Source organism: Flavobacterium sp. FlaQc-52 (genome assembly GCF_044007495.1).
GTDB classification, from domain to species: Bacteria; Bacteroidota; Bacteroidia; order Flavobacteriales; family Flavobacteriaceae; genus Flavobacterium; species Flavobacterium cupriresistens.
Genome location: NZ_JBIPCV010000011.1, coordinates 1 through 12,861, shown reverse-complemented (window position 1 = coordinate 12,861; position 12,861 = coordinate 1). Strand labels below are relative to the sequence as shown.

5 protein-coding genes and 1 rRNA gene are annotated in these 12,861 nt (G+C 38.9%); 3 read left to right on the top strand and 3 right to left on the bottom strand.

Features of this window, described 5'->3' with window-relative positions; genetic code table 11:
• Positions 1-5: 5 nt before the first annotated feature.
• Positions 6-6,914, bottom strand: coding sequence for an SDR family NAD(P)-dependent oxidoreductase (locus ACHRV5_RS17435; RefSeq protein WP_395427615.1), 6,909 nt, complete (start codon positions 6,912-6,914; stop codon positions 6-8).
• Positions 6,915-7,770: 856 nt separating this feature from the next.
• Here ACHRV5_RS17435 and ACHRV5_RS17430 point away from each other — a divergent pair.
• On the top strand, positions 7,771-9,492 hold the full coding sequence (locus tag ACHRV5_RS17430; protein WP_395427614.1) for a flavin monoamine oxidase family protein: 1,722 nt from the start codon (positions 7,771-7,773) through the stop codon (positions 9,490-9,492).
• Position 9,493: 1 nt separating this feature from the next.
• On the top strand, positions 9,494-11,254 hold the full coding sequence (locus ACHRV5_RS17425; protein WP_395427613.1) for an alpha-keto acid decarboxylase family protein: 1,761 nt from the start codon (positions 9,494-9,496) through the stop codon (positions 11,252-11,254).
• Positions 11,255-11,514: 260 nt separating this feature from the next.
• Here the strand turns inward: ACHRV5_RS17425 and ACHRV5_RS17420 are convergent, their stop codons facing one another.
• Entirely contained in the window at positions 11,515-12,186 is a 672-nt protein-coding gene (locus tag ACHRV5_RS17420; RefSeq protein ID WP_395427612.1) for a hypothetical protein, read from the bottom strand.
• Positions 12,187-12,226: 40 nt separating this feature from the next.
• Positions 12,227-12,370 carry a hypothetical protein gene (locus ACHRV5_RS17415; protein WP_395427611.1) on the bottom strand — a complete coding sequence of 48 codons (144 nt, stop codon included), beginning with the start codon at positions 12,368-12,370 and terminating at the stop codon, positions 12,227-12,229.
• 424 nt (positions 12,371-12,794) lie between these two features.
• On the opposite strand from ACHRV5_RS17415, the gene ACHRV5_RS17410 reads away from it, so the two are divergent.
• Positions 12,795-12,861 (top strand): 16S ribosomal RNA (locus ACHRV5_RS17410); the annotation flags it as partial.

The window sequence follows — 12,861 nt, the reverse complement described above, 5'->3', positions numbered from 1 at the left end:
CGGTTTTACCAATTTTTACCTGACATGATTAATACTTGACTTTCGGTTCCATACTTGATTTCGTTAAGGAATAGCTCTTTTCCTTCCTCTAATGGTATCAACGAAATTCCACGACGTTCGTACTCATTTTCCAATGACGAGGTAACCATTCCGGCACCTTTCCATGGCCCCCAGTTGATCGAGATTACTTTTCCTTTTAATCTTTTGTTTAAGGCATTGGCATAATCATCCAACACACTGTTTGCTGCTGCATAATCGGTCTGTCCTCTGTTACCATAGACCGAAGCGATGCTTGAAAACAGGACTACGAATTGACAATCGGAACGCAATTGTTCTGCCAGTACGCGTAAGGGTTTTACTTTTGTGTCAAAAACACGTTCAAATGAACTGGTTGTTTTCTGTTTGAAAAGTTTGTCTTCCAAAAGACCTGCGCCGTGAATGACACCATCTAATTGTCCGTATTGTTCATAAATATGATGGAGTAGTTGTGTCAATCCTTCTTCATCACAAAGGTCTAAGGAGTGATATACTACTTTATTTCCCAATTGTTCCATGTGGTGAATGGTACTCAGGATTTGATTGTTTTTGAAAATACGAGAGGTCTCTTTTTCAATTTGAGGTGGCGTAGTGAAAGTACCGCCCTTGATGAGGTAACTTCTGATTTCTTCTCTCGATTTCATTAACTCGACTTCTTTTGAATCGGCGATAACTTCTCTCGGGTCTATTGATCTGCCCACAAGAATGTAGGTACAAGGATAAGCTGCTGACATATGTTTGACCAGTTCAGAAGTAATGCCTTGCCCGCCTCCGAGGACTAAAACAACAGATTTTTGATCTAGTTGGACATGTGCCTGGTCAAGAGCTGTTAACATAGGCGAAGGTATCATGTCGACTTTATGTCGTTGATTGTCTTTGTAAATGACTTCAACTGATTGGTCAGTTGTCAGAATCTCGCTTAATGCAATTGCTGCTATTTGATCCGTTTCTTGTGCTGTATTGAGACTGATTAGCCTGAAGTTAATTTGTTCAAACTCACGGGCTAAACTTTTGAATAAGCCGGGATAACCCTGATAATGACGCAGTGCACGGAGGTCTTTTAATTCTTCAACATGTGCGGGGATATCTGAGATCAAATAAATCCATTGCGCTTTTTCAAGATCCATCTTTTTAATTAAACCAACGTGGTCGATGATACTATGTTTGACAGTAGCGGAGCCTATATCGGAAATAATCAGTCCATCAAAAATGCTCAGATCTTCTTCAACATGAACCAATTGCACAATTGCACCATGCTGTTCCAGTATCGTTTTAATTGCTGCTGTTTGAGTTCCATTGTCCGGGGCTATTGCAAATAGCTTTCCTTTCAGTATTTCAGTATTCTGTCCTTCGGGAATAGCAGTCGGTATCAAATCAAATCGCAGGCGAGTTACTAAACTTTGTAAGGGCTCAATTGTGCTCATTTCACTTATCCAGATGGCTAAACCATTTAGCGTTTTTATGGCTGCTAATTTTTCCATAAGATCATCAGCTTGCTCCTGGTCAGCTCCAAATCCGATTTTGACTTTTAGATCGCCGATAATTTCCATTCGTTTAATAGAATCGATACTTAAATCGGCTTCCAGATCCAGATCCAGTCCTAACATTTCTTTTGGATAACCGGTTTTTTCACTCACGATATCTAAAATGATACTTTGTAGTTCTGCAAGTGTACAGGTAGTTTTATCTGCTGGTATAGGCGATGCATGCGATAATTCAATTTTTGTTGTAGTTGAATCTACAGCGCCGGTGTATTCAGTAAGCCAGCTTAGAAGCCCATTTAAAGTCTTTATTGCTGACAGTTGTTCCATGACGGTATCTTCATTTTCATGAGCAACGGTGAGTATGCCGAGTTCACTGCGAAGTGTTCCGATGATTTCAATTCTTTTAATAGAATCGATACTGAGGTCTGCTTCCAGATCCATTTCCATTCCTAACATTTCTTGAGGATAGCCTGTTTTTTCGCACACTACCGTTAACAACAAGGATTTGATATCTGTTGCTGGTGTTTGTACGGTTACTTTAGAGATCGGTTTATCGTTGGTAATTAGTGTAGATACTAATGGATCAGCGGGTCTAATTTCTACTGCTGCAGCATAAACGGGAACGGGACTTATTTGTCCCTGCTGTCCTAAGAAGGAAAGCATGACATCTCGTTGTGCTTGGATCAACACCTTCATGCTGTTTAAATATTCCTGTAGAATGTGTTCTACGGCAGGTTGTGTCTCAGGTGTTTGGATGATCGTAGCGTTTGTCATTGGAATGGGAGTTACTATAGGCAAGGCACCATGAGCAGGTAATGTACCTGTTGTCGGATGAGCGGCTTGTCCATTTACGCGCCAAATCGTTGGGCTTTTCTGGTAAAGGTCAGGTTGATCGATCTGGATTAAAGTCGCGTGTCTGTCTTCAAAAAGTTTATTTAAATTAAAGGTGCGACCCGTTCCAAGGTATTGCGCAAGCATACAAAGGAGATGGGTGAGACTGTTGCGGTTGTTATCGTCAACATGTAGTGTCAGCTCCTCTTGGTTTAGGCAAGCTTTTGTTAATCCTGACAATACTTTTCCGGGACCTACTTCAATAAATATCCTCGCTCCATCGGTATACATCGCTTGGATTTCGTCAGCAAAATGTACAGGTTGGACCAAGTGATCGGTCAATTGTACTTTGATATCAGCTGCCAAATTTGGGTATAAGGTTGCTGTGGTGTTGGACCAAACCGGAATCTGCATTTCCTGAAAAGGAACTTCTTTCAAGACATTGGCATACAAATCTTTCGATTTACTTACCAAAGGACTGTGAAAGGCACAGGCGACCTCTAGTTTTTTGTATGAGATGCGTTCGTTTTTAAGTAACACTATGAATTTGTCAATGGCTACAGTGCTTCCGGCAACAACGCATTGAGTTGGGGAATTATAATTGACAGGATAGCAATCTTGATGTTGGTCAAGAATCGTTTTCAAGCGATCTGCATCGATGTTTAGGGCTACCATAGTTCCGGGATCACCATCTTGAATAGCATCTAAAATAGATTGTGCACGTTTGCTGCTGAGTTCAACCAACTGTTGCTCGTCAAATACACCGGCAAAACATAATGCGGGTAACTCTCCATAACTATGTCCCGCCAACATATCAGGTACGATGCCAAATGACTGTAGCAATTGAGCTAAGGCAAGATCTACAATACCTAAAAGAGGTTGTGCCAGACGTGTATCTTTAATAGTTTCTTTTTGGGTTTTTAATATCGCGGTATCAAATGTAGCGGAAGGAAAGACCACTTTTTCTAAATCCGGATATTGTGCGATAATTTTGCGCAAGGACGGAAATAGTACAAATAGCTCTCGTGCCATATGAAGGTGTTGGCTGCCTTGACCGGGGAACAGAAATGCGGTTTTACCGGCTCGTTTGTTGACAATAAAGATGTCTTTACTTTCAATGCCCGTTAACAAGAGTTCTATTTTCATCACCAGATCTTCGGCTGTATCTGCCACAATGCTTAGTTGAATCGGTTTTTCGGAACCGGTGACTAAGCTATAGGCAATGTCCTTTAAGGTTAGGCTATCATTGATTTCCAATAAAGTTTTTACCTGTCCTAATTGAATTTTGGCTTGATCATAATCGTCACCACGGAAGACAAATAGTTCGGATGGCCAAGATTGTAGAATGGCGGCTTCTTCTTTTTGAGGATGATTTTCGATTACCATATGAAAATTGGTGCCACCAAAGCCGAAGGCGCTAATACCAGCATAACGTTTTTTTTCAGACCACAATCCTGTTGCTGCATGAAAAGCAAAAGGGCTTGTATCTGGATTGAAGTAGGCATTGGGCTGTTGCAGATGAAGAGTAGGAGGTTTTACGCCATGAAATACTGCCATAGCGGCTTTGATAAGTCCAGCCAAACCGGCAGCACATTTGGTGTGCCCGATTTGGGTTTTTACAGATCCCAGATGTGTCTGAGCCGGTAAAGCTCCCGATCTGCTAAATAAATTGGTGAGCGCAGTAAGTTCCGTTTTATCTCCGACTATTGTTCCGGTACCATGAGCTTCGACTAAACCAACTGCCGCTGCACTGATACCTGCTTGATCATAGGCACGTTCTAATGCACGTACCTGACCAATTTTTCGTGGTGCTGTAAGACCAAGGGCTTTACCGTCGCTGGATCCTCCTACACCTTTAATAACGGAATAAATACGGTCACCATCACGTACAGCATCTTCATATCGTTTTAAAACCAAAATGGCTACCCCTTCGCCAAGAGCAATACCGTCGGCAGCACTGTCAAATGTTGCGCAACGTCCTTTGCGGGAAAGGGCATGTGTGCTGGAAAACATCAAATAATCGTTGATACCATTATGTAAATCGACTCCTCCGGAAAGTACCATATCCGATTTGCCCAATATCAGTTCCTGGCATGCTAAATCAATGGCAGCCAGTGATGAGGCACATGCAGCATCTACGGTGAAATTTCTTCCACCCAGATCCAAACGGTTTGTGATTCTTCCGGCAATAACATTGGCCAATATACCTGGGAACGAATCTTCAGTGGTATGTGGGAATGCTTTTTCTACTTCTTCATGAAGTTCTCCAAAAACTTGTTTATAATAACCTCTGAAACTGTAGCTGTTGGCAAGATCATTTCCGCCTTCAGCACCAATTATAACCGATATATTTTCTCTATTGATTTGTTTTTCACCATAACCGGCATCTTCCATGGCACGTTTGGCAACGAGTAAGGTTAAAAGCTGTGTGGGCTCTATCGCTGCAAGTGATTGTGGTGGAATACCAAATTCTAAAGGGTCAAAATCTATTTTTGGAATAAAACCGCCCCATTTTGAATGGGATATATCTGAACCATTGGAATCAGGCTGATAATAGATCTCTTTGTTCCATCGCTCGTCCGGTACTTCGGTGACGCAGTCTTTTCCAAGAATGATATTGCGCCAGTATTCTGCTAAATTTTTGGCACCCGGGAACACGCATTCCATACCTATAATAGCGACGTCCAACGCTTTTTCGGTTGATGAAGGTTCTTGTGGTAATGCTGCCTGTTTAATATATTTTTGATTGTCGATAGCAACATCATGGTGCAGTGATTCCAATGTAGTCACTTGGTTGTGCATGGTGGCTACTTGTCCGATCATATACATGCCCAAATCGAGCTGTTGGTTTTGAGGTATAGTAACGAGTGCTTCACCTTGACGGTCGATGCCTTTTGCTGCAATCCTGAGACGTCCTACATTCAGTTTTTCAAGTTGTTCCCAAATTTGCTTTTTATCCATTCCAAGGGCTAACAGTTTTTTCTTTTCCTCCTCAAAATGTAAGGCGAATGCCGTATTTAAGCAACGTGTTTCGTGACCTGGCGCAGTTTCTAGCAAAACGGTATCTTTGGCTTGCATCGCTTGTTGCTGGAACTCTTGCTGAATAGCGCCTGTACGCACAGCTTCCTGTGTATACAAATAGGCTGTTCCCATCAATACACCGACCTTTACACCTCGGGCAGCGAGTGGGGCGGCCATGATCGATACAAAGGCTGTGGAGAAAGCATTATGAATTCCACCGGCAAAAAATACACTTATATTTTCCGGATGATCTTCTTTTAGAATGCGTTCGATTTGTTTTTCCCAAAGTACGGTGCTGGAGAGTGGGCCAACATGTCCACCACATTCTCGGCCTTCAAAGACGAAATTTTTGGCACCTTCTTTTAGGAAAATATCCAATAATGCAGGGGAAGGGACATGTAGAAATGTTGTGATACCAGCTTTTTCAAATACTTTAGCTTGTGCAGGTCGCCCTCCCGCGATCAGTACTACCGGAGGTTTGACTTCAAGGATATAAGCGGTCTGTTCTTCTCGCAATTCCTGTGGTGCAAAACCTAATATACCTACACCCCAAGTTTTATCGCCGGCAAGTTTTTGAGTTTCTACAACTAGTGCTCTTGCTTGCTCACCTTTGAGTAAAGAAAGCGCTATAAAAGGTAAAGCTCCCGTTTCTGCTACAGCATTGGCAAATGCCGGAACATCACTCACGCGGGTCATGGGCCCTTGTGCAATAGGGTAGCGCAGGCCAAGTTGTTTTGCTAATGGATTGTTCTGGTCAATAATTGGAGTTGCTTTTGCTTGTTTCAGATGGCCATACATGGCTTCTTTAAATCCAAAAATCAATTTTTTTAGCGTTTTGAAATTTTCATGCAGCTCCGTTGCTAAAGCTATGTCTTGTCCCATAGGAATGTAACTCTTGTTGAGGTCAAGGTCATTAAAATACTGTTCTAACTCTTCGATAGAAACATTTTCAGATAAAACAGGTGAATTGGGTCTAACCAAAACGCGATGATGTGCAATGATCTTGGTTTCTGTTCCATTTAATTTTGAACATAGATTTTTAAGGTCTTGAGGAATGGTACTTTCCGGATATAGTGCCAATTGACTGTCTAATACAATACCTTTTGCTCCAAGTGCTGTTGCAGCAGCGGCCGTATGAAGGCCTATTCCTCCTTGTACCCATACCGGTATGGTGTTGATTTCTTGTATGATACGTTGAAATAAAACAAAGGTAGATTCATAACCAACTAATCCTGCAGCTTCATTTCCTTTCACAATAATTCCAATAGCTCCCAGTTGTTCGGCTTCTCTTGCTTGCTCAAGATTACTTACCTGATAAATCCGTGATACATTAGGATAGGTGTTTATTGCGATCCCAAAGGGAAGGATAACTAGACTTACCTGCTCGGACAGTTGAAGTGATGTTAGCTTATCATTTGTGAGATAGATACCGTAGGAAGGTATACTGATCCGGTCAAGTTGATTTAATGCTTCTTGAGCGATTGTTAGATCATTTCCTAAACTTAATACGGGGAATGCTCCGGCCTGATGTAGTGTAGACATCAAATTGACGTCAGGCTTTTCAAAAGGTGTTATTCCTATAATGGTTAAATTTTTCATTCGTTGATGATATTTAATTTATATATGGGGATAATAAAATTATAATTAAGACCTTAGGAGTAATATTCGCTAGTGAGGCATAGTAGAGTAAAAGTAGTTAATTTCTGCTAAATTTGTAAGAGACAATGTTAATTTTATGGTTATTTTTTTACATAAATGAAGAATAGCGGATTGTCATTAGTCTGGCGCTCAGAAATTAATTTATTTTTCAGGCCTTTTTAGGGATGTTTTTGATTTTTTCGTACGGTTATCTACTGTGTTTTTTTCTTTTTGGTAACATTCAGATCTTCATTAGTAATGACTTGGTAACTTTGGACAGGTAAAGGAATTTTGATGAGATGTTACCTTTTAATGAATTGGTTCTCGGTGGAGATCTGGGGGTTGTAGGCAGGCTTTAATTGCTCGTTTTTAATGTGTTTTTGTTTGATTCTCAGGAACGTGGCAGTAGGATCAGTTTTGCTGTAAGAGTTTCTATTGGCTTCATAACATTTAAGTTAAGACATAATGCTTTTTGTTAATCAAAGAATAAATACTACTATTCATAATTCTTTAACCTCTTAGAGCTATGAGTAGTTGACCGCTTTCTGTTTTAGTATCCATTAAAGTATCACCTCCACTTTTGAATACTTATTCTAAATGTCTAAAATACTTTTTTAAATCAGAGAGATAAAAAAATTGGCTTTCTATCTCTTAAAAACAGGTAGAACTACGCACGATAATCAAAGTTTTAGTGAGTTTATTTGTTGTTAATAAAGATTTTATTCACATAGTATAAATCAAACAACTAAACTCCCTGATCATGGAAAACTACTTACATGGCTTACTCGATGAAGAAAAAGACCCAATTATTACGCAATATTTAAAATATATAGACGAAGGAATTCCACATACAGATAAGCCAAAAGACGTATTAATCATTGGTGCCGGAATGGCCGGAATGGTAGCGGCAGCGATGTTAAAGGAAGCGGGCCATAATGTAACGATAGTCGAATCTAATACCCGTGTTGGTGGAAGGATTAAGACTTTCCGAAATTCTACGGACAAGAAATACTTTGAAGACGATACCGTTTATGGCGAAGCCGGTGCAATGCGTATCCCGACTATACATAACATGGTACTCAGATACATCGAAAAACTCGGACTCAAAACAGAGCCTTTTTATTATCTGTCTGTCGATAAGGCTCAGGCAATTGCACATCAGGCAGATCCTGCCAAACCGGAGCCGGATGTTACAAGAAACTCTCTTTTCTATATTAACCGAAAACGTGTTGTCCAAAATGAATATATTCCAAAGGATAAGAAGAAAATTGTCGATGTAAATGAATTGCTCGACTTTAATTTGGGTAGTAGCGAAAACATGCGTGCCGACCAGTTAATGGCGAATCTCATCAATCCGCTTAAAGATTTTATTGCAGAAGATCCGATGAAAAACTGGCCGTTGCTGATCGAGCGTTACGGAGAATATTCGATGCGTCGTTTCTTGAAAGAACATTCTATGTACTCAGAAAATGCTATCGAAATGATTGGTGTCATTCAAAACCTGGAATCCAGGATGGCTTACGATTTTATCCAGAGTTTTATAGAGCAGAATATTATTAAAGATTCTACGCAATTTATGGAAATTGTAGGAGGATGTGACATGCTGCCCAATGCCTTTTTTAAAGCCCATAAACTCGAAGAAAATACCTATTTCGATTGCAGGATGACAAAAATGATGCTTGTCAATGAGAAGGTAAAAATAGAAGTAAACATAGAGGTGAAGCGCGACTCCCAGTTTTATGAAGATGCAGGGTACAAAGCATTAGAAACATCTGTTAGTGATATGGAATTTGATGAAGTAATTGTGACTATACCTTTTTCGGCACTAAGGCACGTTTATGTAACACCACAATTCGAGCAAGAAAAACGAAAAGCAATTCGGGAACTGCATTATGATTCTGCTACTAAAATATTGCTTGAATTTCGTGAAAAATGGTGGCAGGAAGCACCATATAATATCGTTGGGGGTGGTACAATTACTGATTTTTCAAATCGTTTTACGTATTATCCGAGTAATGATTTAGGAAGTAAAGGGCATGGTCTAGTACTGGCTTCTTATTGCTGGTCCGACGAAGCGAGCCGCTGGGATTCTATGGATGATGATGACAGGTATTTCTATGCACTTAAAAATCTTGCCATTATGCACTCCGATGATAAGAAAGAACAGCAACGCATTATCGACCTTGCTGTAATCACTTCAAGCATCAAAAACCGCAAAGGGGAAACCGGAAAATTAATTGGTGCTGCAACACAAAGTTGGATGCGTGATCCTTATGCTTATGGCGAAGCAGCAATCTTTAACCCGGGTCAGCTGCAGTTATTACAGCGTCATATCATTTCGACCGATTGGCAAGGAAAAGCACATTTCGCTGGAGAGCATACTTCCTTGAAACATGCCTGGATAGAAGGTGCTATCGAATCCGGAATCCGTACCGCACTGGAAGTTAACGAAAATACAGGTAATCTCAATAACCCGATTTAAGATGTCAGAGAAAAAAATATCAGTAGCAAAATACCTGCAAATACGCCTTGAACAATTAGGTCTCACCCACTTATTTGGTATTGCGGGCAATTATACCGCTCCGTTTTTAAATACGATCCTTGAGGACAAAAACGCGAAAATTAAAATCGTTAATGATACGAATGAAATAAATGCCGGACACTGTACCGATGCTTATGCAAGACAAAACGGTTTTGCGGCAGTAGCAGTAACTTATGGAGTGGGAGCGTTTACATTGTTGAATTCCGTTGCAGGTTCTTATGTAGAACATTGTCCTGTGCTTGTCATTAATGGGGCTCCGACCAACAAAGACCAACAGCGAAGCCTCGTTCAGGGCATGCTGGCATCGCATATGACAGGTGATATGTACAGTAATATCAATGTGTTCCGAAACGTTACCGTTGCGGCAGAACAAATCACAGGTTCCTCAGATGCTCCTTATAAAATTGATGCCGTGCTGAATGCCTGTATTTTATATGGAAGACCGGTTTACCTTGAGGTTTTTGAAGATGCATGGCGAATGGAATGTAATCCGCCTGTCGCTCCATTGGTAGAAAGAGAGATATCAAAATGTCAAACAAGCGCACGTAAGGCAGCACAAAGAGTCGCTGCGATGGCTCGTGGAAAAGAAATCATTTTCTGGGGCGGAATTGAAATCCAGCGCTATGGTATTCAAAAAGAATTCCTGGATCTGATTGAAACTACCAATACGGAATTTGTAACTTCTATACTCGGGAAATCAATCGTATCCGAAAACCATCCTAAGTTCAAAGGTGTTTTTAATGGCAAGGCATCTCCAAAAGATGTCAAGGAACAATTCGAAAAAGCCCAGCTAAAAATAGGCCTTGGTGTATGGACCACCGGTAAAAATCTGGGTGGTTTTGATGTTTGGAAAGACGATACTGTACTTGCTAATCACAGCGGTGTCAGGATAGGAGCTTCTTATGTAGCGAATGTATCGCTAAGGGATTTTATGATATTTCTGAAAGAAGAACTTACCAAAGTTACCTTTAGTGCCTACGAAATGTATGACACAAATTACCTGCCTGAATCATTTTTTGTAGCTGATGATGAGATAACGGAAAAAGAGAAACCAGCTCTTACCTATGATACTTTTTTCCAACGTATCAATAGCTTTATAAATGGCAGTCATATAGTAGTTGCCGATGCCGGTTTTCCTTTATTGGGTGCCCAAGGCATTCGTATTGCAGAACCTAATGGATTTGTGGCGCAGGCATCATGGCTTTCTATCGGTTATTCGGTACCTGCTGCAACCGGAATAAAATGTGCCAGACCTGATAAAAGACCAGTAGTATTTGTTGGAGATGGTGCTTTTCAGGAAACCTGTCAGGCAATATCAACACAGAATAAATTGAAACATGATACTATTGTTTTTGTGTTAGATAATGGTATTTATGGTATTGAACAAATGCTTGTGAACCCAAATCCTTTCCGTGGCGCTGACAAAGTAGAATATAGTATCCCCGATTTAAACAGCGTTTATGATTACAATGAAATGCACCGTTGGAAATATGCCAAGCTTGTTGATGTATTTGGGGGCAAAGGTTTTGAAGTTAGCAGTCTCGACGAACTCGAAGAAGTTTTGCAACAACTTGATACGATTAAGGAAAATACAATTATACATGTGAACATTCCAAAGACATCCATTCCGGAAGCGATTGCTTACAAAACAGAAGAGCCGGGTGAGGATGAATTTTTAGATAAAGATTGGAATTTATGTTAAGTTAAAAATCAGGGGCTTTGTTGTATTTGTGTATAACTTGTTGTCTTTATAACTTAAAAAAATAGCAAGTGAATACCAAGGGATATTGATATTTTACAAGAGTAACTTTTGTATCTGATTCGTAATTCTGTCTTTATTATTTTGAAAAGAACAAAAAAAAGTCCTAATGAAAATTAGGACTTTTTTTATGGAGAGAGCAGGATTCGAACTAAGATGTTCAAGAATCTATTTTTAGATTAATTGGATATAAAATCTTTTGTTTATGTAGGATTATTACCAAAAAGATGTTCGTGCAATTTGTTTTTATCTATGAGAACATTTTTTTTGAGAGGCGTCATAATGAAAATATATGCTTCATTTTCAATTTGATAAAGTAATATATTGGCATTCATATACTTTAATCCATAATATTCTATTTGACTATATATTACCTTTGCGTCCTGATTGTTAATTTTGATAACAAATTTATTGAAATTCAAGTCAAAGCTTTTTATAGTGTCATTATTTATCTGGTAATTGATCTCTTTATCTGAAAAAAAATCAATTCTATTAATTTGATAGTTATCTTTAAATACTTCTGAACTCAAATTAACTTCGTATAATCCTTCGTTTATAGTTGAAAAATAACCAGGTGTAGGATAATTAGTTGATTGCTGATTATTAAAAGTAAAATTCTTAGAAACATTTTTAAGTTTTATTACCATTAATGAATACTTTGATTCAATTTCATATTGTGAAATAATTGAGTCATTCTTTAATGTATAGGTACCAATACAAACATGGTCTTTTTTAAAAGGTAGCAAATTTTTTATTTTGATGCTTTTGGTTGGAGCAAAATTCATTTTGGTCATTAAATTCATTTCTTTTTCTACCAGATTTTTTTTGCAACCTAAAAAAATGAGAAGCAATAATAGGACACAGATAATCTTCATGTTAAATTTATTTAAAGCGAAGTTATTTGATTTCATGTAATTAAAATGCATAATTATAAATAATTACTGTTCCATCTTCTGTTGTTTCTTCTCTAGCTAAAAAAGGTATCGTTTCTGGTTGAAAAAATGCCAGCATGATTTGAGGTATGAGTAAAGCAACTTCATTACTTTGCAGAGTGCGCATTAGTATCTATATATATCGTATGAGGTTTTGAAAATTTTCATAAAAGCTTGGTAGATGTTGTAAATTATGTAAAAATAGAGTTCGTAGAATCAATGTTTTTGCTGAAACAGCATAAAAGAAAGAATAATCTTAAAATTGCCTAAAGGTTTTTTTAGTGTAAACTTTATGTTATCAGATTGTTATGAAAAACTTTGAAAAAAAGAGTAAAAAAAGAGGGTTAAAAGTATTGTAAATGTGAATTAAAGATGTAGTTTTGCACCCGCTTTGCAACACAAGCGAAAATAAAAAGAAACACACGTTCGTAGACATATTGAATTGACAGCCGTTTTAACAGAGATGTTAAAACAAAAGAATAAGAGTAATGGAATCGAGAGATTCGAAAAGAACCGATAGAGAACGCATCGCAATATAATATAAAAAATATACGATGAAGAGTTTGATCCTGGCTCAGGATGAACGCTAGCGGCAGGCTTAACACATGCAAGTCGAGG

Excerpts from the sequence above, each read along its gene's own strand:
- ACHRV5_RS17435 (WP_395427615.1), bottom strand. The coding sequence starts at position 6,914 with ATGTCTACACTACATCAGGCCGGAGCATTCCCCGTATTAAGTTTAGGA.
- ACHRV5_RS17430 (WP_395427614.1), top strand. The coding sequence starts at position 7,771 with ATGGAAAACTACTTACATGGCTTACTCGATGAAGAAAAAGACCCAATT.
- ACHRV5_RS17425 (WP_395427613.1), top strand. The coding sequence starts at position 9,494 with ATGTCAGAGAAAAAAATATCAGTAGCAAAATACCTGCAAATACGCCTT.
- ACHRV5_RS17420 (WP_395427612.1), bottom strand. The coding sequence starts at position 12,186 with ATGAAGATTATCTGTGTCCTATTATTGCTTCTCATTTTTTTAGGTTGC.
- ACHRV5_RS17415 (WP_395427611.1), bottom strand. The coding sequence starts at position 12,370 with ATGCGCACTCTGCAAAGTAATGAAGTTGCTTTACTCATACCTCAAATC.